This is a genomic window from Helicobacter valdiviensis (assembly GCF_003245365.1).
Classification (GTDB): Bacteria; Campylobacterota; Campylobacteria; order Campylobacterales; family Helicobacteraceae; genus Helicobacter_D; species Helicobacter_D valdiviensis.
Window position 1 is genome coordinate 75,373 of sequence record NZ_NBIU01000005.1, and the last position, 22,180, is coordinate 97,552.

General features: G+C 30.4%; 24 protein-coding genes. All 24 read left to right on the forward strand.

The features are described from left to right. The first annotated feature begins 317 nt into the window (after positions 1-317). The 24 genes from B6S12_RS03075 to B6S12_RS03180 all read left to right on the forward strand — a co-directional run bounded on the left by B6S12_RS03075 (position 318) and on the right by B6S12_RS03180 (position 22,136). Positions 318-1,091 (forward strand): transketolase, encoded by a 774-nt coding sequence (locus B6S12_RS03075; protein WP_111229349.1) that lies wholly within the window; start codon positions 318-320, stop codon positions 1,089-1,091. Further along, positions 1,088-1,957: a transketolase family protein gene (locus B6S12_RS03080; RefSeq protein ID WP_111229350.1), complete on the forward strand. Its 870-nt coding sequence runs from the start codon at positions 1,088-1,090 to the stop codon at positions 1,955-1,957. Before B6S12_RS03075 ends, B6S12_RS03080 begins: the two co-directional genes overlap by 4 nt. Further along, positions 1,958-2,620, forward strand: a complete 663-nt coding sequence (locus B6S12_RS03085; RefSeq protein WP_111229351.1) for a class I SAM-dependent methyltransferase — start codon at positions 1,958-1,960, stop codon at positions 2,618-2,620. It begins immediately after the preceding gene. Positions 2,621-2,631: 11 nt separating this feature from the next. Next, on the forward strand, positions 2,632-3,093 hold the full coding sequence (locus tag B6S12_RS11430; protein ID WP_245892496.1) for an O-methyltransferase: 462 nt from the start codon (positions 2,632-2,634) through the stop codon (positions 3,091-3,093). Continuing rightward, positions 3,041-3,346, forward strand: a complete 306-nt coding sequence (locus B6S12_RS11435; protein ID WP_245892497.1) for an O-methyltransferase — start codon at positions 3,041-3,043, stop codon at positions 3,344-3,346. The genes B6S12_RS11430 and B6S12_RS11435 overlap by 53 nt, the downstream gene beginning before the upstream one ends. Then, complete coding sequence (locus tag B6S12_RS03095; protein ID WP_111229352.1) at positions 3,346-4,275, forward strand: radical SAM/SPASM domain-containing protein; 930 nt, start codon at positions 3,346-3,348, stop codon at positions 4,273-4,275. Before B6S12_RS11435 ends, B6S12_RS03095 begins: the two co-directional genes overlap by 1 nt. 12 nt (positions 4,276-4,287) lie before the next feature. After that, the gene (locus B6S12_RS03100) at positions 4,288-5,352 is read left to right on the forward strand and encodes a radical SAM protein (protein WP_111229353.1); all 1,065 of its coding nucleotides are present in this window, start codon (positions 4,288-4,290) and stop codon (positions 5,350-5,352) included. A gap of 9 nt (positions 5,353-5,361) precedes the next feature. Next, on the forward strand, positions 5,362-6,528 hold the full coding sequence (locus B6S12_RS03105; RefSeq protein WP_111229354.1) for a class I SAM-dependent methyltransferase: 1,167 nt from the start codon (positions 5,362-5,364) through the stop codon (positions 6,526-6,528). Continuing rightward, a complete protein-coding gene (locus B6S12_RS03110) occupies positions 6,525-7,322 on the forward strand; it encodes a class I SAM-dependent methyltransferase (RefSeq protein WP_111229355.1) in 798 nt (265 codons plus the stop codon). The genes B6S12_RS03105 and B6S12_RS03110 overlap by 4 nt, the downstream gene beginning before the upstream one ends. Next, complete coding sequence (locus B6S12_RS03115) at positions 7,309-7,635, forward strand: hypothetical protein (protein WP_111229356.1); 327 nt, start codon at positions 7,309-7,311, stop codon at positions 7,633-7,635. The genes B6S12_RS03110 and B6S12_RS03115 overlap by 14 nt, the downstream gene beginning before the upstream one ends. A gap of 2 nt (positions 7,636-7,637) precedes the next feature. Further along, positions 7,638-8,171 (forward strand): WbuC family cupin fold metalloprotein, encoded by a 534-nt coding sequence (locus B6S12_RS03120; RefSeq protein ID WP_281267877.1) that lies wholly within the window; start codon positions 7,638-7,640, stop codon positions 8,169-8,171. Continuing rightward, positions 8,161-9,750, forward strand: a complete 1,590-nt coding sequence (locus B6S12_RS03125) for a class I SAM-dependent methyltransferase (protein WP_111229358.1) — start codon at positions 8,161-8,163, stop codon at positions 9,748-9,750. The genes B6S12_RS03120 and B6S12_RS03125 overlap by 11 nt, the downstream gene beginning before the upstream one ends. Then, entirely contained in the window at positions 9,743-10,483 is a 741-nt protein-coding gene (locus tag B6S12_RS03130) for an SDR family oxidoreductase (RefSeq protein ID WP_111229359.1), read from the forward strand. The genes B6S12_RS03125 and B6S12_RS03130 overlap by 8 nt, the downstream gene beginning before the upstream one ends. 79 nt (positions 10,484-10,562) lie before the next feature. Continuing rightward, the gene (locus B6S12_RS03135) at positions 10,563-11,507 is read left to right on the forward strand and encodes a glycosyltransferase family 9 protein (protein ID WP_111229360.1); all 945 of its coding nucleotides are present in this window, start codon (positions 10,563-10,565) and stop codon (positions 11,505-11,507) included. Beyond that, the gene (locus B6S12_RS03140; protein ID WP_111229361.1) at positions 11,504-12,613 is read left to right on the forward strand and encodes a UDP-galactopyranose mutase; all 1,110 of its coding nucleotides are present in this window, start codon (positions 11,504-11,506) and stop codon (positions 12,611-12,613) included. The genes B6S12_RS03135 and B6S12_RS03140 overlap by 4 nt, the downstream gene beginning before the upstream one ends. Then, positions 12,613-12,855: a hypothetical protein gene (locus tag B6S12_RS03145; RefSeq protein WP_111229362.1), complete on the forward strand. Its 243-nt coding sequence runs from the start codon at positions 12,613-12,615 to the stop codon at positions 12,853-12,855. Before B6S12_RS03140 ends, B6S12_RS03145 begins: the two co-directional genes overlap by 1 nt. Further along, on the forward strand, positions 12,840-14,009 hold the full coding sequence (locus B6S12_RS03150; RefSeq protein WP_111229363.1) for a hypothetical protein: 1,170 nt from the start codon (positions 12,840-12,842) through the stop codon (positions 14,007-14,009). Before B6S12_RS03145 ends, B6S12_RS03150 begins: the two co-directional genes overlap by 16 nt. Before the next feature lies 1 nt (position 14,010). Further along, positions 14,011-15,255: a glycosyltransferase family 2 protein gene (locus B6S12_RS03155; RefSeq protein ID WP_181450935.1), complete on the forward strand. Its 1,245-nt coding sequence runs from the start codon at positions 14,011-14,013 to the stop codon at positions 15,253-15,255. Between the two features lie 29 nt (positions 15,256-15,284). Continuing rightward, positions 15,285-16,157 (forward strand): class I SAM-dependent methyltransferase, encoded by an 873-nt coding sequence (locus B6S12_RS03160; RefSeq protein ID WP_111229365.1) that lies wholly within the window; start codon positions 15,285-15,287, stop codon positions 16,155-16,157. Between the two features lie 112 nt (positions 16,158-16,269). Further along, a complete protein-coding gene (locus B6S12_RS03165; protein WP_111229366.1) occupies positions 16,270-17,427 on the forward strand; it encodes a hypothetical protein in 1,158 nt (385 codons plus the stop codon). Then, the gene (locus B6S12_RS11025; RefSeq protein ID WP_181450936.1) at positions 17,414-17,554 is read left to right on the forward strand and encodes a hypothetical protein; all 141 of its coding nucleotides are present in this window, start codon (positions 17,414-17,416) and stop codon (positions 17,552-17,554) included. The genes B6S12_RS03165 and B6S12_RS11025 overlap by 14 nt, the downstream gene beginning before the upstream one ends. Further along, on the forward strand, positions 17,554-19,410 hold the full coding sequence (gene asnB / locus B6S12_RS03170; protein WP_111229367.1) for an asparagine synthase (glutamine-hydrolyzing): 1,857 nt from the start codon (positions 17,554-17,556) through the stop codon (positions 19,408-19,410). Before B6S12_RS11025 ends, asnB begins: the two co-directional genes overlap by 1 nt. Next, complete coding sequence (locus B6S12_RS03175) at positions 19,398-20,984, forward strand: hypothetical protein (protein ID WP_111229368.1); 1,587 nt, start codon at positions 19,398-19,400, stop codon at positions 20,982-20,984. The genes asnB and B6S12_RS03175 overlap by 13 nt, the downstream gene beginning before the upstream one ends. Before the next feature lie 42 nt (positions 20,985-21,026). Beyond that, positions 21,027-22,136 carry a glycosyltransferase gene (locus tag B6S12_RS03180; protein ID WP_111229369.1) on the forward strand — a complete coding sequence of 370 codons (1,110 nt, stop codon included), beginning with the start codon at positions 21,027-21,029 and terminating at the stop codon, positions 22,134-22,136. Positions 22,137-22,180: the final 44 nt, after the last annotated feature.

Consider the following 22,180-nt stretch of genomic DNA (forward strand, 5'->3'; position numbering starts at 1 on the left):
AGGTAAATATTTTAATCAGCTCGTAGGGAAGTACGAAAGATGGCTAAAGCAAATTGGATTATATGAGTTTTGGAGACTATTTAGATGATTTAAGCTAGATTATTGGCTTATTAGGGTAAATTGATTAAATAATGAAGAGTAATGGAGGTATGTTTGTGAAGAATATTGTAAAATCCTTTAGAGTTTCTAACGCAGGTAACAATTTAATATTGGGTATCCTTTTAATGGAAAGTCAAGCTTATGTTTCAAAAAACTCAAAAGCATGGCATTATCTTTTTGCATTATGTATTTGTTTCAAAAATATAAAAAGGTAATATATGACAGAGATAGCAAAAGAAATAAGAAAAACACTACTAAAGTTGGCTAACAAAGCAAAAGGGCCACATATTGGTTCTGCTTTGGGTTGTGTGGATATTTTTAGTGCATTGTATTTTAAAGTTTTAAGGTTAGAACCTTATGAAGATAGAGATATATTTCTTCTTTCAAAAGCACATTCTGCTATGAGCTTATACTCTACACTTTTTCATAAAGGATTGATGTGCGAAGAGATGTTGTTTTCTTATTATCAAAATGGTGGCACATTGCCTGCACACACAGATAGAAGCACACATAAATATGTAGAAATCTCTGCTGGTAGTTTGGGTCATGCACTACCTATGGCTATAGGTATGGCAATGGCTTTTAAAAAAGATAAGCAAGATAGAAATATTTATGTGCTAATGGGAGATGGTGAGATACAAGAAGGTAGTATTTGGGAGGCTCTTATGCTTGGCTCAAAACTAGGCTTAAATAATATAGTAGCCCTAATTGATAGAAATGATCTGCAAGGGTATGGTAGGGCTAGTGAGCTTATTGCTTATGAGCCATTAGAGGATAAATTTATAGCCTTTGGCTGGGATTGTATGCGTGTAAATGGTCATTGTGAAGATTCTATAATTAAGGCTATAAATTCTAAAAAAGACAAGCCTTTATGTGTGATATGTGATACTATTAAAGGTAAAGGCGTTAGCTTTATGGAAGATAAGCTAGAGTGGCATTATTATTTGGTAACTGATGAAATCTATAAAAAAGCATTAGAGGAGTTACAATGAGAAATACAATTGCTTCATGCATTATTGAAGTGGCACAAAAAGATTCCAATGTTTTTTTAATTAGCGGTGATGCTGGGCTTGGTGTATGGGATAGCTTCAAAGAAGAGTATAAAGATCAATATATAAATCCAGGAATTAATGAATCTTTGTGTGTAAGCATGGCAGCTGGGTTGGCTGTGTGTGGCAAGAAAGTGGTTTATTATAATATAGCACCTTTTGTGATTATGCGTCCTTATGAGCAGATAAGGATTGATATTTGCTATCAAGAATTACCAGTAATTTTAGTAGGAACTGGGAGCGGGCTTACTTATATGCCAAGTGGTATGACGCATTATGCTTTAGAAGATATAGGCTTAGCCCTTAGTATGCCAAATCTAGATGTGTTTTCTCCAAGTGATCCACTTGAAGCTAAAGCTTGTTTTAAGTATGCTTATAAGAGTAATAAGCCAAGCTATATAAGAATTCCAAAAGCAGGTGAGCCAAATTTGCATAAAAGCGAGATTGTAGATGTTTCTAAAATGCAGTTTTTATTGAAAAATAATAGCGATATTTTAATACTTTCTCATAGTTCCATAGTGCAAGAAGCACTAAAGGCAGGAGAGATTTTGGGTTGTGATGTAGCTACCAAACCTTTCATTAATAGCTTTGATTTTAGTTTGGAATCTTATAGACATATTTTTGTGGTAGAAGAGCATTTTGGCTATGGTGGTTTAGGGACATTTTTGAAGAATTATACAAATGCAAAAATTGAAATTCTAGCAGTGCCTAATAAATATGTTCATTTAATAGGTAATTGTGAGTATGGAAGAGAGTATTTTGGTATAGATTCTAATGGAATAGTAAAATCGATAAAAGAAAGGTTGTAAATGGGAAGATTACTAGATATTTTTACGAAATTGCACAAAAAAACCTCTAGAGATTATATTGCAAGAATGATGGATAGCAAGATAGAATGTATGGAGATAGCAAAGAGATATGATGAATCTTTTTGGGATGGAGATAGAAGATATGGTTATGGTGGATATAAGTATGATGGTAGATGGGAGGAAGTAGCTAGAGTGCTAATAGATATTTATAAGTTAGACAATAATAGTAAGATTTTGGATATTGGTTGTGGCAAGGCATTTTTGCTCTATGAGATAAAAAAAATATTGCCAAATTGTAAGGTTGTTGGTTTTGATATTTCAGAATATGCTTTGCAAAATGCAAAAGAAGAAATAAAAGATTGCCTTTTTAATTTCAATGCTAAAGATCCATTGCCATTTGGTAATAAAGAGTTTGATTTGGTGTTTAGCTTAGGGACTTTGCATAATCTATCCGTATATCATCTAAAAAATGCTTTTAGAGAAATGGAGAGAGTTGCTAATGATTCTTATTTAATGGTTGAATCCTACAGGAACAATAAGGAACTTTTTAATCTTCAATGTTGGGCATTAACTTGTGATAGCTTCTTCTCGCCTAGTGAGTGGATATGGCTTATGAGAGAGTTTGGATATAAAGGTGATTATGAATTTATTTATTTTGAATAGAGGAGTTAGATATGAAGTATAAAATGAGTGATAGGATGATGCCAAATCAAAAGCCATTATTAGAATATTATAGAGGTAATGAATGTGAGATTGGAGAAAGAATTTTTAATGCTTGTTTGAGATATTCTAAAATACAAGATGAAGATATATATTATAAATTTCCAAAATCATTTCCAGCACAACAATATATGGGAACCGATCCAATTGTTAGAAAATTGCAAAGTATGTTGATATCTCAAATAAATGCAAAAAAAATTCTAGAAATAGGAACATTTGTTGGTGTATCAACTATTAATTTTGCTCGCAGTGTTGGAAAAGATGGTCATGTGACTACTATTGAAAAATTTTCAGAATTTGCTAGTATTGCTAGAGAAAATTTCAAAGATAATAATATTGAAAACATTACGCTTTTAGAAGGTGATGCCTATAGTATTATTCCAAAATTGCTCTCTGCGGGGGGGGGGGGGTTATGATTTTATATTTTTGGATGGAAATAAAGAACATTATGAAGATTATTTTAATATGCTTTTTTCTATATTATGTGTGGGCGGAATAATGATGATAGATGATGGCTTTTTTGTGGGTGATATACTAAATGATGAACCTCATACGCAAAAGGGGCAGGGGGTTAAGAGATTTCTGGAGGCCATTATAAATAAAGAAGGTGCTAATCCTTTGTTGTTGCCTCTTGGAGCTGGGATTTGCATTATTAAAAAGGAGAGATAATGAGTGGCAATAATGAAGGTTATATTATTGATAAGTTGAGAGCCAGTAATAGTATAGCGGGGGGGGGGGGATTTCCAAGCTTTATTCAGTTAGAGACTGTTAATGGATGTACGGCTAGATGTGTGATGTGTGGAATTGATGAGTGGAGCAAAAAAATGAATAGTAATTATATGGAAGATGCACTATTTTATAAAATTGCTGATGAGATTATAGAAAATAAAGAAAGTGTTAATAAGGTGAGTTTATATGTTGGTAATGAGCCATTGATGGATAAAAAAATAGCTTCAAGAATAGCTTATTTTAAAGAAAATACCATTAAAGTAAATTTTTCCTCAAATGCATCTTTAATGAATGAAAAGAGGGCTAAAGAAATTTTAGATTCAAAAATTGATCATATTAATTTTTCAGTTGATGGGTTGGATAAAGGTTTATATGAAAAAATCAGAAAAGGTTTAAAATTTACTGAAGTTTTAGGTAATGTATTAAAATTTATTCAAATAAGAGATAAATATAATTATGAAACTTCTGTGAGAATTAGCGTCATTAAACATAAAGCATATGAGAAAGATATGCAATATATTTGTAATTTTTGGAGTAAGATATTAGATTTAAAAAAAGGTGATAGTATTCGCATAGATGGTTTAAATAATTCCATTAGTGTTGGAAATAATAGAAGCTCTGAGATATCTTTAGAATGTGCGAAATTGCCTTGTTATGTGTTGTGGAATACAATAACTATCAAAACAGATGGTAGTATTGCTTTGTGTTGTGTTGATCAATGTCGTACATTTAAATTAGGAGATTTGCATAAAACTACCATTAAAGAAAATTGGAACAATAATGCTATTAGGGAAAATATTAAGCAGTTACACTTGCAAAAAGGAAGAATGGGTGTAGATGTATGTAAAAATTGTATAGCTTGGTTGTAAATAAGGAGTAAAATGGGATTACTATATACAAAATATAAAGTTTTTCATTACAAAGACAAAATAGATTCTTTGCCAAAAGATAAGGCAATAACACCTCCAATTCACATAAGAATAAAGCCTACAAATGTATGTAATCACGATTGTTGGTATTGTGCTTACAAGGTATCTAATTTACAGCTTGGTAAAGATATGGTTGAGAGAGATTATATACCAGAAGACAAGATGTTAGAGATTATTGATGATTGCGAGAGTATGGGGGTTAAGGCAATCACTTTTAGCGGCGGTGGAGAACCTCTTGTGTATAAGCATATGAAAAGCACATTAAATAGGCTATCTAAGAGCAATATTTCGTTTGCCACACTTACAAATGGAGCAAAGCTAAATGGTGAGATTGCTGAGATTTTTGCACATAAGGGAACTTGGGTTAGAGTAAGCATGGATGGTTTTAGTAATGAAAGCTATCAGAAGTTTCGCGGTGTTGGTAAATCAGAGTTTGATAAGATAATTAAAAATATGGAGAATTTTAAAAAGCTAGGTGGTAGTTGCTATTTAGGGGTTAGTTATATAGTTGGCAAGGAAAATTATCAAGAAATATATAATATGGCAAAGATTTTAAGTGATATTGGTGTTGATTCTATGAAAATATCACCTACTATTACTAGTAATGATGGTGAAACTACAAATAAATATCATCAAGAGTTTTATGATGGAGCAAAAGAACAGATACAAAAAGCACAAGAATCTTTTGGGAAGAATTTAGAGATTTATGATTCTTATCATTACCAATTAGATAGTTTTGAGAAGGATTACAATTGGTGTCCATATTCTCAAGTATTAATGGTTATTGGTGCTGATTTAAACATTTATCCTTGTCAAGATAAGGCTTATAATTTGGATGAAGCATTGCTTGGAAGCATAAAGGATATATCTTTTAAAAAGTGGTGGTTTGAAAATAAAGAATCTTTCTTTAAGGTGGATCCTACATGTGTTTGTAATCATCATTGTGTAGCACATGAAAAAAATAAAATGATTTTAGAGTATTTAAGTGTAGATAAAAATCATTTAGGGTTTGTATAAGGAGATATAATGAATGAATTTGTGAGATATTATGAAGAGAATAAAATTTCTCCAGTAACTCAAGATATTAGCGATATTAATTTGCATTTAAGACGCAGAAAGCATCTTTATAAAATGCTAGGTATTAATCCAAATTCTTTTAAAAACTCTACAATTTTGGAGGTGGGTGCTGGAAGTGGCTATAATTCCTTGGTATTTTTGTTAATGGGAGCTAATTTAGATATAGTGGAGCCAAATTCTAAAGGTAGAGAGGATATGGTTGGACTATTTGATAAGTTTAAGATTGATAAGAGAAGATATAATATTTATCCTTGTTTAATTGAAGATTTTACTAGCAATAAACGATATGATTATGTTATAGCAGAAGGTTTTTTACCAGCATTTAAGAGAAAAGAGAGGCAAAAAATTTTACAAGCTTTACTTAGACAAACTAAAAAGGATACTTATTTAGTGCTGACTACTATTTGTGAATTTTCTTATTTTTTTGAATTTTTAAGAGTGGTGCTTGGTTTGTGTTTGGTAAAAAATATTGAAGATTTTCAAGATAAAGTGCAGAAATTATCTAAGGCTTTTAAGAGTCATTTAGATGCTCTTAAATTTGCATCAAGACCTATAGAAGATTGGGTAAAAGATAGTATTTTAAATCCAACTAATGATTATTTCTCATACAGCTTAAAAAAATGTGCAAAGGATATTCAAAAATTTTCTTCTTCGTGCGGGGGGGGGGGGGAATTTGAGGTTATTTCAATGTCGCCAAATTTTATTTCTAATTTAAGTTGGTATAAAGATATGGAGTATTCATATATGCAAGAAATCATTAAGAGATTTGATGATAAAAAATATTTGTTGCTTAGCACGAGTTTTTGCGAAATGAGAGTGGATAGTAAAACAAACCAAAAAATTTCAAAATATGTAATTAAATTGCGTATTTTAGTTAAAGAGTTTAGAGTTTCTTTGTCGCAAGAAATACTAAAAGAAATTATTGTATTATTGCAAGATATAATTAATGATTGTTATGGGTTGGGTGATTTTTTTATAAAAAGTATTCAAGAATGTATTTCTTTGCTTGAAGAGTCAAATAAAATTACAGAGCATAAAATATCTTTAATGCCTAATTTTTCCAAGGCTTGGGGTAGAGGGCAACAATATATTAGTTTTGTTAAGGAAAGAGAATGAGTTGTTTATTGTGTGAGGGTGAATTAGAGGTTTTTTATGGGAATTTAAAAGGAAACATTTCAGCATATCCTGGAAATGTTTATCCTTTTAATATTATGAAATGTAAAAATTGCGATTTATTGCAGAAAGATATAACAAAATCTTATTTGGATTTTTTGCAAGATATTTACTGTAATCATTATGATTTTTTTTCTAACGAGCAAAATAGCCTAAATGATGGAGAAGTCAAAAGGGGTAAGGTTGTTATTGAAGCAATTTGCAATTTAGTTTCAAAAAAGAAAGTTACTTGGCTTGATTATGGTTGTGGAGGGGGGAATTTCTTGCGATTACTATCACAAGAAAAACCTCAATGGGAATTGTATGGATATGATGTTTCTTTGATTAATTCTGATAAGTTTGATGATTTAAAGTTAAAAAAACAAATATTTACAAATATTGAAGATATTAAAGTAAAATTTGATGTAATTAGCTTAAATATGGTTTTAGAGCATTTGCATAATCCTCAAAATATTTTAGAAAAATTGAGGGATAAAATAAATAATGATGGATATTTAGTTGTGAGAATACCAGATTTTAAAAATTTACCTACAGATTTTTTTATTTATGAGCATATGGCACATTATCATAAGAATGCTATTGAAACACTCATGGTAAAAAGTGGTTTTATAATAGAACAATATCTTGATAAAATTCCCAATATAGAACTTGCTTTTATCGCAAAAAAAGCCAAAAAAAACAAAAAAAATATTGTTAATCTAGTAGGGGGGGGGGGATTTATTAATGGCAAAAAATAATATTTTATGGGTATTAGAGATTGCAGATAAAATCTTAAAATATCCAAAAGAGAAGGTAGGGATTTTTGGAGTCAATGGGATTGGTGCTTTAATGAGTTGTCTTTTCCCAGATAAGATTGAGTTTATAGCAGATGAAGATAGTGCAAAACAAAATATGAAATTTGCTGATAAAAAAATAATTTCCCCAAAAGAAAGCAAAAAGGAAATTTTAGTAGCTTTTAGAAATGTATTGGAAACCAAACGCATTGTGGGAGAATTAAAAAATAAATATCCTTATATTGATTTTATAAATTTATGCGAGTGGGGTAAATAATGATGAAGGAGTTTAAGCAGGATAATAATGCTAAAAGTCTAACTTTTTACTTTAATAAAAAAAAGAAATTTTCGTTAATTGGTAAAAAACATATAGAATTTTTGTGTAAGATGGTTCGAAAAAGACGGCAAAGCTGCAGAATATGTTTGCATAATGATAGTGAAGATACTCTCCACAATATGATTATAGCTCATCCAAAAAATATTTATATAAGACCTCATAAAAATCCCTATAACGCAAAAGCCTATCACATTATAAAAGGAGCAATGAGAATTATTGGAATAGAGGATAATGGGAATAAGATATTTGATTTAGTAATTAATAAAAAGCATAAAGTTTTAAGGTTAGAGCCTAATGTTTATCTATTGTTGATACCTAAAACAAATATAGTTGTTTTCCAAGAAATTGCTTTGGGACCATTTAGGAGAGAGGGTGAAAATAGTCAAGTTTATGCACCTTTTAGTCCAGAGGATACTAATCAAATAGCTGTTAAACATTTTATAACCAAATACACAAAGGAAAAAAATGCAAGATAAAATTTATCTAATCAAACAATGTAGGTTGTGTGGAAGTGAAAAATTAAAAAAAGTAATTACTTTGTCTAAAAATCCAGTGGGTGATAGGTTTTTTTTTGATAGAAACATTGCAACAAGTATGGAATTGCATAATGTAGAAGTTATGCTTTGTCAAAATTGTGGACAAATGCAGTTAAGTGAGGTTGTAGAGCCTAAAGAGATTTATGAACAAGATTATTTATATACAACAAGCACTTCAGTTGGATTGGTAAAACATTTTAAAGAGAGTGCAAAAGAAATAATCAATAGATTTGGTTTGCAAGAAAATTCTTTGATTATTGAAATAGGTAGCAATGAAGGTGCTATGCTTGAGGCTTTTAAGAGTTATGGTATGAGGGTTTTGGGTATAGATCCTGCAAAAAGTGCTGTAGAAATTGCCAAAAAGCGTGGAATTGATACAATCTGTGGATTTTTCACAGAAGATTTGGCAAAAGAAATAAAGAAAAGCTATGGAAAGGCCAACATTGTAATCGCCAACAATGTAATCGCCAACATTCCTTTGTTGCAAAATGTTATTTTAGGTATTTCTAAAGTTTTATGTGATGATGGAGTATTTGTATTTGAGACAAGTTATGCTCAAAGTGTATTGAAAAAGCATTTGATTGATACGATTTATCATGAGCATATTAGTTATTTTTCAGCTAAGCCTTTGGGCAGATTCTTTGCATCTTGCAATCTAGAATTATTTGATGCAGAAGAGATTTGGACTAAAGGAGGAAGCCTAAGAGGGTATGTATCTAAGCCGTTGTGTTTTAGAAAAACACAACGGCTAAATGATATTATTAAAAATGAAGAGTCATTTATTTTTGCATCTCATATAGTGGCAAATAGCACAAATTTAGAAGTTTTATTTGAAGAAATTAATAAACTTTTAGGAGAAAAGGAAGAATTTATTTTTGAAAGTTTTTATGCTAAGTCAGTGCTTGAGAAAAATTTGCTAGATATGGTGTTTTTAGAACATATTAATTATTTGTATCTTTTGCCATTAATGGAATTTTTACAAAAGAAAAACTTGAAACTGTATGATGCCAAATTGATTGAAAGCAAAGGTGGAAGCATACAAATAAAAATTTCAAAAGATATGAGTAAAGAGAAATCAAAAGAACTTTTAGAATTAATAGAAAGTGAGAAGGAATTTTTCAAAAAAGAAGATATTTTTGCAAACTTTACAAATGGGTTAGAGCGATTTAAAAACGAGGTTAGGAAACTTGCATTAGAGATTAAACAAAGGCAAGGAAGTATTGGTGTATATGGAGCTTCTGTTGGTGGAGTTATGATGGTTTATCATTTGGGATTAGCAGATATTATTGATTATTTTTTAGATGATAATTTAGCTAAGATTGGAAAATATGCACCTTCTTTAGGAATTGTTGTAAAAGATTCTAAGGCTTTAGAGAATGAAAATATCAAAGAATGTATAAGTGTAGCATGGAGATTTATGGACGCAATTACCAATAAACATAAAGAGTTTTTGCAAAAGGGTGGAAAATTTTATAGTTTAGAATTGGATAAATTGCAAGTAAAGGAATATGGTGAATAAGAAAAAAATGCTAATTTTTGGTGGTAGTAAGGGCATAGGTGGGGTATTTACTAAGCAATCTTTAGAAAAATATGATATTACCTTATTTTCTCGGACAAATCCTTATTCTTTTAATGTCAATTTTATAGAGTCTGATTTTTGTAGTGATGATTTTTGTAGAATATTAAACAAGATTTCACAAGATGATGATAAGATTGATTATTTAGTGTTTTTTTTAAAATATAGAGGAGGAATTATAGACAATTTTAGCGGAGAGATTGCAGTTGAGCTTACAATGGTAAAAAACGCCTTAGAAATTTTAGAAACTAACTTAAATGAGAATGCTAGTATAGTATTTGTTAGTTCTATTTGTGGTAGTTTGATAGCAAAGAATCAGCCACTTGGCTATCATGTAGCTAAAGCTGGACTAGAGCAGATAACAAGATATTATGCGTTAAATTTTGCAAAAAAAGGTATAAGAGTTAATGCAGTTGCACCTTCTCTTACGCTAAAGCCAGAAAATGAAGAATTTTATAATGAGCAAAAAGGGCTAGTAGAGTTATATAAAATGCTTTCGCCTCTTGGTAGGATAGGAAAAAGTGAGGATGTATGTGAGGTAATAGAATTTTTACTAAATTGTAGTTTTGTTAATGGACAAATAATACGAGTGGATGGTGGTATAAGTATTCAGGAATATGAAACATTGGTAAGAAGTATTGCGGAATTTTATAATAAAGCACCATTGCAAAAATAATATTGAAGTATTGGTGCAAAGTTTGCAAAAATGGCATAAAAAAGTTTGATATAATTGCGGTAAAAATTTGGATTAATTTATGAAAATATTAATTTTAAAACTTGGCTATTCTGAGACGCTAGATCCTGAAATGGGGCAGGTTGTAAGTCTTGGAGATGTAATAAGATGCACAGTAGTGTTAGAAGCTTTAAAAGAAAAATATCCTCACTCAAAGATTACTTGGCTTGTTGCTCCAGAGGCCTTTCCATTGGTTAATGAAAATCCTTATATTGATAGAATTTTAGTATGGGATTCTTTTGTTCCGTTTGCGTTAATGCGTGAGCAGTTTGATATGGTTGTAAATTTAGAAAAGATACATGGAATTTGTGCTTTAGCTGATATGATACAAGGATGGGAAAAAGTTGGCTTTAGATTTGATGTTGTTAATGGAAGCTATAGTGCTTATGAAAAGTCAAAGAATGCTACAAATTATATTGCTCAAAAGGCTAGTGGTGAAGCACAGCATAAAATTTGGCAAAAAGTTATTGTGGAAATGATAGGGTGTGAATGGAAGGAACAAGAATATTCTTTGGGTTATCAATCAGTGCCAAAAGAAAAGGTTCAAGTAGGATTGAATTATCAAGTAGGTAGCAAATGGCCTACAAAGGCTATGAAAAAGGAAAAATGGGAAGAATTAGCAGATATTTTGCAAAAAGAAAAGATTAGTTTTTCTTGGCAACAGGGGATGAATAATTTGTATGAATATATGGATTGGATTAGTGGATGTGATATTTTAGTAACTCATGATAGCTTGGGGGTTCATTTAGCATTGGCTATGAGAAAGAATGTTATAGCTTTGTTTGGAGCTACTAGCGGAGAGGAGATATTTTATTATAATAGGGGAGTGTCGATATATCCTGAAATTGAACACTTAAGTGAGTATCAATGCTTACCTTGCTATAATCCTATTTGTGATAAAAGCATCCATTGTATGGATAGGATTGATATTAAAAGAGTTGTAAAAAATATTAAGGAGTTTTTATGAAAAAAGCATTAATAATTGGTGGAGGATTTGCTGGTTGTGTGATGGCATATTTTCTTAAAAAGAAAGATTTTCAAGTTCAAATTTTGGAAGGTGGCAAAGTTTTAGGGGGTGGTTGTAGGACATTTTTCTATCATGGACATCCTTATACTTATGGTCCTCATCATTTGTTGGTTAATGTTGGAGATAGTGCAGTAATTGATTTTTTTAATCAATTTTTAAACATGAGAGAATTGAAACATTATATGCTGACTTTTGTCGCATCTGATAGAGAGTTTTACTCATATCCTCCACATATTGATGATATAGCAATTATGCCAGATAAGGATAAGATAGAGAAGGAATTATCAGTGCGAGATCCAAATTTTAAAGCAAGTAATTTTGAAGATTTTTGGATTAATGCTATTGGAAAGACTTTGTATGACAAATTTATTAATTTTTATTCTCAGAAAATGTGGAAAATTAAAAATAACAAAGAAATTGATGTATTTGGATTTTTTGGAATTGATTCTGCTATACAAACTGGTTCTAAGCAAAGATTTGTTGGAAAGAAAGATGTTTTGTATCCAAGAGAGCTAGATGGATACAATAGTTTATTTGATAGATGTGTAGAAGGATGTGAAGTTAGGTTTAATACATATGTGGATAAATTTGAATTAGATAAGAAACGAGTGTATGTAAATGGGGAATATTTAAGTGCTGATGTTGTGATAAATACCAGCTCTTTAGATATGGTATTTGATTATTGCTATGGTGAGTTAAGATATATTGGTAGAGATTTTCAAAAGATTATCTTGCCTGTTAAATATGCTCTTCCAGAATTATATCATTTTGCTCATTATGCTGATAGTGAGGAGTCTTATACAAGAATTGTGGAATACAAAAAATTGACAGGATATGAATCAAAATATACAATGATAGGTATAGAAACTCCTTCTTTTAATAATAAGTTATATCCTTATCAAACTACTGCTGATGTTGCAAAGTATAAAAGATATTTAGAATTGATGCCAAAAGATTGTTATACGCTTGGCAGAATGGGAAGGTATAGATATAGTGATATGAGTGAGATTTTAAATGATATTTTTGAATTAATAAAGGAAATTTAATGCTCGATATTAATTTGTATCGTATTTTAGAAGAAAGAGCTAAAAGCTGTGCTTATGAATATAATTCTGTTAGAAAGTATAACTTAGATATTTTTGAAAAGCATGGGTTTCCAGTTAGAATAAACACACTCCAAGGGTTATTTTCACTTCAAGATAGTATGCAAGAAAATAGAAAAGAATTTTATTTTAATGATATGTTTTGCGGGGGGGGGGGGGATTTAGCAATATGTATAACTCCCTAGTTACTGCTTGTAAAAAGTCTTTAGAATTTCAGAAAGTTTATTTTCAGAATAAACGATATTTTATTCCTTTAGAAATTCTTAGTGCATCATGTATTGTGTATTACAGATTAAAAACTATTAAGCCAAATTTTGAAAATATATTTGAAATAGGTCCTGGTAGTAGTGGTATGAGCTATTTTTTATCTCAATATAAATTTTTAAAAGATTATAGCTATACAGATGCTTGTGAGAGTTTTTATATGTTACAAAACTTAGTTAATATGTATTGTTTTGGCGGAGAGTTTAAAAATTTTGCATTGGAATTTATAGAAGATAACTTTTATGATCCGGAAACTAAAAGCAAAGCTATATTGGCACGACAAAAAAGAGAATTTGTAGAAACTAGACAGAATATCAAAGCAAATGCATATCCTTGGTGGAAAGTTAGTCATCTATTGAGCAAGAAAAATCATTTTGATATAGTTCTTTCAAATGCTAATTTGCAGGAATTCTCAAGTGATTGTTTGCATGATTATTTACTTTTGTCAAAAGAGATTTTAAAAGATGATGGAATTTTATATGCAAACTGCCTTGGACTTGCTTCTAATAATACTCCTGAAAGTTTATTTGATATGATATATGAACTTGGGTTTGCTGTATATTTTTATTATAGTTTTAATAATATTTTTTATACTAATTTAGATAAGTTAGATTGTTATAAGAATCAAGCAATAGCCCTTGCTCCAGCATGTGAAAGTGCTAGATTCTTGCTAGAAGATTCTAGCTTTGTGGAAAGATTTAGTGATATTTATTTGCTTGATGATTTTAAAAATGGTGAAGTTTGTGGTAGAAAAATAATAAATACAAAAGAGTTAGAGATTTTAGGGATAAAAAATATTGTATTTATAGATGATAAACCTAATTTGAGAGAAAAATTTCAGGAAAAGTTTAAAAATTTAAATTTTATTTCTCTGGATTGTAGAAGAGCTATCGTGCCTAGTTTGTGTCTTATTAAAGATACACATAAAGAATATGAAAAATATAAAAACAGGCCAATAAATTTTTATAAAATGTCTTGTGGTTTAGATGAAATAGATGATTTATATATTGGTTGTTCTAATATGGATAGATTTGATATTCTAGCAAGTTTGAAAAATGATATACAAAAGGAGTAAAATGTTCTTAATAGTAATACCAACATACAATAGGGCAAATTTATTGAAGCGATGTTTGAGTAAAATACAAAGCCAAACATTTTGCGACTATCAAGTTTTGATATTAGATGACTGTTCTAATGACAATACAAAAGAAATAGCCAATCAGTTCTTAACAGATTATAGATTTAAATATTATAGATTTGAAGTTAATAATGGGCATTCTGATAAAGTTTTAATGAGAGCTATAGAGCTTGGCTTTTTAGAGAATAAGGAATGGATTATTGTTGTTGCTGATGATGAATATTTTTATACTACAGATCATCTTGCAAAAGTTTTTGATAGTATTAAGAGATTTGATGATGTGAATTTAGTAGCAGTTGAACAAGGCTATGATTATGGCAATATTGCTCTTGTAGATGATAATAAGCCACAACTTCCTTTATGCTTTACATATGATATGTTAAGTATGGAACAAAAGAATGAGCTAAGAAAAACTATTAGAAATATATTTAAGCGAGATTTAATAGTTCAGACAGGTTTTTTTGATTCTGCAAAGCAAGGGGCTAGTGATGTTGTTTTTGAGGGCGAAGGGGCATATTTAAATATTTATTCTCAAGCTAAAATTGCATTTGTTTCAAATGCTGTTCATGTTTTTGGTATAGCTCCTAGTGCTAGAAGAAAATATTTGGATTTTTACGCTTGGATAGTATCGGTAGGTATGACAGCTTATCAAGCAGATAAACAAGAAGTATTTTACGATTTATTAAAAATGCATTATTCTCCAAGTTATCCTATTTTTTTAAATGCTTTTTTTGAGTGGGGAGGTGAAGCATTAGCTCTTGTATTAAAGAATTTTTATCAGCATGCTGAGTTTATGCGAATTTTAAGACAATTTGCAGAAATTTATAAAAATGCATTTGGGGATAAATTTTTGGAGCTTTATAAGGCTTTTAATGAGAAACTGCCAACAGTGGATACTAGGGATTTATTAATTGAAAAGGCAGACAATATTGTTTTGTATCCAGAGAATTCTTGGAGGGAACAGATTGAAAAATATCTCAAAAAAAGAGGTAAAAATATTTTATATGTAGCAGATGACTTTAAAAGTGGATATAAGAGGTATGAAGATATTATAAAAGACAAAGATAAAATTGATTGTGTATTTATTACGAGTGGTCATCCAAAGATTGTTTATAATCTTTTTGCTAAACTAGAAGAACAAGGAATAAAAGCCACTACGCTGATACTAAAAGATGAAAAATAATATACTTTTGTTTTTGATAGGGAGTTTTTATGGGTTCATTTAGTTTTGGAAGGAATTGGAAAAGATTTATAGAATATGTAGCAAATGATGAGATAATGCAAAATGCACAAGATTCTTTGAAAAATTTCTTTGGTGATGATTTGGATTTTAGCAATAAGGTGTTTTTGGATATTGGTTGTGGAAGTGGAATCTTTTCTATTGCGGCATTGAATTTGGGTTGCAAGAGAGTGATAAGTATAGATGTAGATAGTAACTCAGTAGAAGCAACACAGATGGCAAAAGAGAAATTTAAGCCCAAAAATTTAGAAAATTGGGAAATTTTCTTAGGGAGTATTTTGGATACTAGCTTAGTTGATAGACTAAAAAAACAATTGGAAAATGAAAATATAATTTTATATAGCTGGGGAGTATTACATCATACTGGTAACTTACAATTGGCAATGCAGAATGCAATGGATATTTTAAAATCTGTGCGGGGGGGGGGGACAAAATATGCTTATATAGCTCTTTACAATAAGACTGAAGCTAGCTCTTGGTGGCTTAAAAAGAAAAAATATTATAATAAAACAAATATTTTTATGAAAATTATTTTGGTGTTTTTATATACAGTGTTTTTAACATTTGAAGATATTAGAAAAGGGCGTGGATTGAATATGTATGATAAAGGGAGGGGTATGTATAAGATTACAGATGTTATTGATTGGCTTGGAGGAATGCCCTATGAGCCTATATTTAATGATGATGTGATAAATTTTTGGGAAAAGAGTGGATTTTGTTGCATAAAAAACAATAAAACAATGTATTATAATCCAATATATCCAAAAGGATATTTTTATAAGCTTTTTGTATATTTAAAGCAAGTTGGTCTTGGTTGTAATGAATTTTTATTTGTAAAGAAATAATTAATGAGAGTTGAATGTGTATAGTTAGTATAGAAGCTTTTTTAGAGATTAAATATCCAAGTGTGTGTTGGTATTATTTGTGATTTTTTTAAAATATATTTAAGGAATAGTTTTGAATATATATGTATATCCATATGGAACAAGTGGGAAACAGCTAGAATGGCTCATAAAATACACTGATAATATTTTTATAAAACCAATAGATGATAGTATAGATGCAATATCGCTAGAAACTCTAAAAGATGAAATTTTAAAAAACAATGGGGTGGTATATCTTGCACTTAGTAAGCTACCAAGTAACTATGAAGAAACAAGAAAAAAGCTGATTAAAAAATTAACAGATAATAATATCCCATATAAAGATGGTGAAATTTTAAATTATGCAAAAAAAGCAATACAGAAACTAAAACAAGAATGTAAAACCAAAGGTTGGGATAGAATATTCACACTTGTTTTATCAGATTTTGCTAAAGATAAGCATTTTGGAAATTTGGCTTTAGAGCTAGAAAAAAGAGGAGAAAAGATTATGTATTTTTGTGCCCAAGAGGGTAGTTTTCTAAGGGCATTAGAACAAAGTGATGAAACTAAAAATTGTATTTTGTATCTATCATATGAATATTTGTATTTGCTTGATTTTGCAACTGCTATTTGTGTAACTGGCAAGTATGATGTGCATAAAGATTCTAAGGTTATCTTTATAGGACATGGAATGGTGAATTATGGTGGGTATGATAACGAGTTTGTATTGAAAAATTTTATGTCTAACTATCTTTGTGTTGTTGGAGATGAGTTTATGCCAGGTGTTTCAATAAGAGATAGTTTTAAAATAATAAAAAGTGGATATTTAGCACATGATAGAGATGTAGAGAGGTTGAATAATATAGAATTTAGCAAGGATAGCATATTGTTTGCTCCTTATGATTTAGATGAATTAGAGAGTGTAAAGCCATTAATGAAAGAATCATCTACCAAATATAAAGTTATATTACGCCATAGATATGAGTGGAAAGAATCTCATTTAGAAGTTCTAGGAAGTATTGCAGATTGCATAGATATAGATATGTCTGTACCCATGGATTATGGTATTTATGGAAAAAGTTTTGTTCTTGTGTGTTCTAAGACTACTACTAAAAATTCATTTCCATTAATGGCACTTTCGCCAAGTATAGTGATAAGACCAAGCTGGGATTATAAAGATATAAATGAAAATTTAGGAGTTATTCTAGAAGATGCTTCTGCGGGGGGGGGGGGCATTTATGGCTCTAATTGATGAAATTTATAACAATAAAGACATGTGGAGAGAAAAGATACTTAAATATAGGGATTCTAAAATTTATAATTTTGGATGTGCAAGTGCATATCTAGCAGAGTATTTAAGTAGAGAGTTTAAAAGTTAATGTGTAGAATAGTTGGTGGGTTTGAGCTTAAGAGTAATGGACTTTTGGATAGCATAGAATCCATGCGAGATAGTATGGTCGCAGGTGGTAGAGATGATTGTGGGCTTTTTATCCAAAATGAAGTAGCATTAGCACACAGGAGGCTATCTATAATAGATTTAAGCAATCACGCACACCAGCCATTTGTAAAAGATAGATATGTGCTTGTTTTTAATGGGGAGATTTATAACTATAAAGAAGTAGCACAAATCTTGCAAAAAGATGGCATAAAATGTGATGTTAGAAGCGATACAGAGGTTCTTTTGCAATCTTTTATGCACTTTGGTGTTTCATGTGTGGATTATTTTGATGGAATGTTTGCTTTTGTGGTTTTTGATAGGGTGGAGGAGAAGCTTTATTTATTCCGTGATAGATTTGGGATAAAACCTCTTTATTATTATTTTGATTCTAATTGCTTTTTGTTTAGTTCAGAGCTCAAGGGATTATTTGCCTATCCAAGTTTGCAAAAAAATATTAATAAAGTTGCTTTGAGTTATTTTTTAGAGCTTGGATATATTCCTGCCCCCTATAGTATTTTGGAGAACGCTTATAAGCTAGAAAATGGACATTATCTAGTAGTGGATATAAAACAAGCTAGGCAAAAGAGTATAAAAGATTCTATTTGCAAGATGGAATATTATAATTTGGCTAATTTCTATAATTTAGAATATGATTTTGATTTAAAGAAATTTGAAAAGGTTTTAGAAAAAAGCATAGCTTTAAGAATGGTGAGTGATGTCAATGTAGGGGTATGTTTAAGTGGTGGAGTAGATTCATCGCTTGTGTGCGCGATTTTAAAACAAGCAGGATATTCTTTTGAGGCATTTTCTATTTCGTTTTTAGAATCTAGCTTTGATGAGGGCATATATGCTAAGAGTGTTGCAGATATTTTAGGGATAAAAAATCATCAATTTGTATGCTCTATAAATGAAGCAAAAGAGCTAATTTATAAGTTGCCCTCTATTTATGATGAGCCATTTGGCGATACTTCAGCATTGCCTACTTTACTTTTGGCACAAAAGATTAGACAAACACACAAAGTAGCACTTAGTGCAGATGGTGGAGATGAGCTAGGTTTTGGCTATGAGCGGTATTTTTGGGCGAATAATCGCTATAAAGAGCATAGCAAGTTTAGGGCATTTGGGTTTTTGCTCAATATTTTAAGTCCTGAAATTTCTGTTTTATGTTTGCAAAAGCTTGGGATTAATATTGGGGTTGATAAATTTTTAAGAATCAAAAACCAATTAAACGCTAAGGATTTTTTAGAACACTATTTGGTGGAGATTACTCATTTTAGAAAAGAGGGGCTAGAGGCTAATTGTTTGGTGCCTTTAAATATTGATAAAAGCAATATGTGTGATTTTTTTAAGCAAATGAGTTTTTTTGATATGCAAAATTATCTAAGTGAAGATATTTTAACTAAAACTGATAGAGCTAGCATGAGTGTTGGGCTAGAGTTTAGAGAGCCACTTTTAGGCAGAGAGTTAGTAGAATTTATGGTTTCTTTAAAAAGTAGTGAGAATTTAATAGTTAAAAATCATAAAATTTTAGGTGGTAAGAAAATTTTTAAGCAATATTTGGAGAGATTTTTGCCCAAAGAATTGATTTATAGGCAAAAAATGGGATTTGGAGTGCCATTAGAATCTTGGATAAGGGGTGAGTTATCTTATTTATTAGAAGAGATTGATAGTGGATATTTTAATAAAAATTATATTCAAGCACTTATTTTTGATTTTAAAAACAATAAGAGAGTGGATTTTGCTAAAATATGGTATTTATATATCTTTAGTGCTTGGAGAAAAGAGTGGAATATTTAAAAAAATACGAGGAAATCAATCTTAAGGATTTTTGCTATATTTATCCAAATGGGGGTTGTGCAGAAATTTTAGTAAGAATTTTAAAAGATAAATATAATGGTGTGGATTTTATAGGGATTGATGATAGAGAGGAACAAAGTAGCTTTAAAAATAATGTAGAAGCAATAAAAGAGAGTCAAAAATATGTTCTATTAATGGGGGGAGATGTGTATGAGGAATGCAAAGAAAGATGTAAGAGTGCTAAAGTAAATTATATAGATGGAAGAGAATATGTGGCTTTTGTTTTAGCACAAGAGATATTGAAATTATCAGCGGGGGGGGGGGCAGAATTTAGGCTATTAGAAGATGGCAAAATCTTGCATATTTTAGAAAATCCTTGGATTAGGCATTATTATTTTTTCTATGATCTTTTTGCTTATTATTGTCCTAAAAATGCACTAGAGGAGCTAAGAGAATGTGTGGTGGATTATTGTAAGGCCACACAAAGGGAAATAGAAAAATGTGGCTATTCTTTTAGGCTTGAAAATGGGATTTTTTTTGATTTTGCACCGCATATTTTAGAGATTTATTCTAATCTTTTACAAGATATAAAGGTTGGTTGGTATTTTGGGAGCATGGAATATTATAATAAAAATAAGGCTCAAATTCCAAAAGGCAATATTTTAATAGCACCTTGGGTAATTGCAGATTATTTTATAAATTATAAGGTGGTTTTAAAACTTTCTGGTGGATTGCCTCTTTTAAATCCGCAAAAGAGAAAGTTGGTGGGTTTGGGGCATTCTTTAGCAGAAGCCTTTGCACTCGCTCCAAAATCAATCAAGCAAAAAAATATCAACCAATATGCTTTTTATTATTTTTTTCCTTTTTCTTATTACTGTTCTATGGATAGGGAGTCTAGCAAAGCTTTTTTGAGTATTTTTAATCAGGTTGGTTTAGAGGTTGGGCTATGTGAATGTGGTTCGCCAAGACTAGATTATAAAAACTTAGAAAAAATCTCTTATAAAACTTTGGTAGAACAATATTTGTTTATTCCAAGATTGATGAAAGCAGAAGAGTTAATAGAAGCCATTAGATTTTTACTAAATAAAGGCAAAAAAGTGATGTTTCGTCCCCACCCTGCATTAAAAAACTATATAGAATATATGGGAAGTGATAACCCCTATAAAGCCTTAGAAGAGTTTAGGGGACATTCTAATTTTTCTTTTGATTTAAGTGAGAAAATTAGCACGCAGTTACTCTTGCAAAGTATTGTGATTAGTGATAATTCTTCTGTAACATATAGCACTCCTTTTAGCGTGTGTAAGCCTATTATTATATATGCAAACCCTAAAAAAGAGTTTGATTTAAGGGTGAAAAATTTTGGGATTTCTTTTGTAAATGCTAAGCTTCATAGAGTGGCGTTGAATTTAGAGGAATTTAAGCAACAAGCCTTAAAGTTAGAAGAGGATTTAAAAAACAATGGAGAAGAGATTATAAGGGATTTGAAAGAATATAAAAAGGAGCAGATTTATCATTTGGAAAATTCCGCTAAATATTTAGCAAAGTTTTTAGAGGATTTGTTAAAAGCATTTTAAAGGTGTTTTTAAGTATAATCTCTTAAAAATTTAAGAGAAGTTATGAAAATTGTATTTATCATAGATGTAATGCGTCAAGGTGGTGGAGCACAAAAGGTGCTATCAATCATGCTGCCGCATTTAAAAGAACAAATAGAATTAATTGTCTTAAAAAAGACAGAAAATCTACTTGAGATTAATGGGATAAAAACACATTATATTCTAGATAGAGAAGATAAAGCGCTTTTGCCAAATAGCTTTTTTATCTTAGATAAAATCACACAAATTGCAAAAGATTCTACACTTTTGGTGTCTTTTATGGATTTTATTACGGGGTATTACACTGCGCTTTCTGCAAAGATTTTAAGAGTGCCTTATTATTGCTTTGTCAGGTGTGAGCCTAGCTTTGTGGAAAATTCATTTGCAGAATCTAAAATCAATCATGAACTTTATTCGTTGGTGCTTCAAGGAGCAAGTAAGGTTGTGTGTAATTCTAAGAGCTCTTTAAAAGATGTAATAGAAAATTTTGGTATAAACAAAGAAAGGGTAGAGCTTTTATACAATCCAATAGATACGCAAAATATAGATATGTTGAAAAATGAAGAATTGGGATTTGCCAAAAAAGAGGGTGAGATTGTTTGTGTTTCTGTTGGTAGGCTACATGCACAAAAAAATTATAAGACATTGTTGAAAGCTTTTAAGCTTTTGCAAGATGAGGATACTCGTTTTCATCTTTATATACTGGGGGAGGGAGAACAAAGAGGTGAGATAGAGGATTATATTTGCAAAAACAATCTAAAAAACATAACTCTTTGTGGCTTTCAAAAAAACATTTATGTTTTTTTGAAAAATGCCGATATTTTCATTCATGGTTCATTGTATGAAGGCTTTCCTAATGTGGTTTTAGAGGCTGCATATCTAAAAAAGCCTTTGGTTTTGTCTGATATTGCTACACATACAGAGCTTTTTAGCAATCAGGAAGCAATGTTTTTTAATCCTGCTAATTCTTTAGAGTTAGTGGGATTATTAAAAACATTGAGCGAATGTTGGGTGCAAGAAGAGTTTGGAACAAAGGCTTTTTGTGTGATAGAGAAATATTTGAAAACTTCTTTTTTTCAAAAGCTGTGTGAGATTTTTGGCACATTAGGAAAGCCTTCATACAATGAACCATGAATGAAAATAAAACCAAATTAGGAAAGCCTTCAGACAAGGAATTA

Bases quoted from the DNA above. Each gene is read 5' to 3' on its own strand.
- B6S12_RS11025 (WP_181450936.1), top strand. From the start codon at position 17,414: ATGGCTCTAATTGATGAAATTTATAACAATAAAGACATGTGGAGAGAA.
- B6S12_RS03115 (WP_111229356.1), top strand. From the start codon at position 7,309: ATGGCAAAAAATAATATTTTATGGGTATTAGAGATTGCAGATAAAATC.
- B6S12_RS03140 (WP_111229361.1), top strand. From the start codon at position 11,504: ATGAAAAAAGCATTAATAATTGGTGGAGGATTTGCTGGTTGTGTGATG.
- B6S12_RS03075 (WP_111229349.1), top strand. From the start codon at position 318: ATGACAGAGATAGCAAAAGAAATAAGAAAAACACTACTAAAGTTGGCT.
- B6S12_RS03180 (WP_111229369.1), top strand. From the start codon at position 21,027: ATGAAAATTGTATTTATCATAGATGTAATGCGTCAAGGTGGTGGAGCA.
- asnB (WP_111229367.1), top strand. From the start codon at position 17,554: ATGTGTAGAATAGTTGGTGGGTTTGAGCTTAAGAGTAATGGACTTTTG.
- B6S12_RS03125 (WP_111229358.1), top strand. From the start codon at position 8,161: ATGCAAGATAAAATTTATCTAATCAAACAATGTAGGTTGTGTGGAAGT.
- B6S12_RS03095 (WP_111229352.1), top strand. From the start codon at position 3,346: ATGAGTGGCAATAATGAAGGTTATATTATTGATAAGTTGAGAGCCAGT.
- B6S12_RS11435 (WP_245892497.1), top strand. From the start codon at position 3,041: ATGCCTATAGTATTATTCCAAAATTGCTCTCTGCGGGGGGGGGGGGGT.
- B6S12_RS03110 (WP_111229355.1), top strand. From the start codon at position 6,525: ATGAGTTGTTTATTGTGTGAGGGTGAATTAGAGGTTTTTTATGGGAAT.
- B6S12_RS03105 (WP_111229354.1), top strand. From the start codon at position 5,362: ATGAATGAATTTGTGAGATATTATGAAGAGAATAAAATTTCTCCAGTA.
- B6S12_RS03080 (WP_111229350.1), top strand. From the start codon at position 1,088: ATGAGAAATACAATTGCTTCATGCATTATTGAAGTGGCACAAAAAGAT.
- B6S12_RS03120 (WP_281267877.1), top strand. From the start codon at position 7,638: ATGAAGGAGTTTAAGCAGGATAATAATGCTAAAAGTCTAACTTTTTAC.
- B6S12_RS03100 (WP_111229353.1), top strand. From the start codon at position 4,288: ATGGGATTACTATATACAAAATATAAAGTTTTTCATTACAAAGACAAA.
- B6S12_RS03155 (WP_181450935.1), top strand. From the start codon at position 14,011: ATGTTCTTAATAGTAATACCAACATACAATAGGGCAAATTTATTGAAG.
- B6S12_RS11430 (WP_245892496.1), top strand. From the start codon at position 2,632: ATGAAGTATAAAATGAGTGATAGGATGATGCCAAATCAAAAGCCATTA.
- B6S12_RS03150 (WP_111229363.1), top strand. From the start codon at position 12,840: ATGTATAACTCCCTAGTTACTGCTTGTAAAAAGTCTTTAGAATTTCAG.
- B6S12_RS03135 (WP_111229360.1), top strand. From the start codon at position 10,563: ATGAAAATATTAATTTTAAAACTTGGCTATTCTGAGACGCTAGATCCT.
- B6S12_RS03085 (WP_111229351.1), top strand. From the start codon at position 1,958: ATGGGAAGATTACTAGATATTTTTACGAAATTGCACAAAAAAACCTCT.
- B6S12_RS03160 (WP_111229365.1), top strand. From the start codon at position 15,285: ATGGGTTCATTTAGTTTTGGAAGGAATTGGAAAAGATTTATAGAATAT.
- B6S12_RS03145 (WP_111229362.1), top strand. From the start codon at position 12,613: ATGCTCGATATTAATTTGTATCGTATTTTAGAAGAAAGAGCTAAAAGC.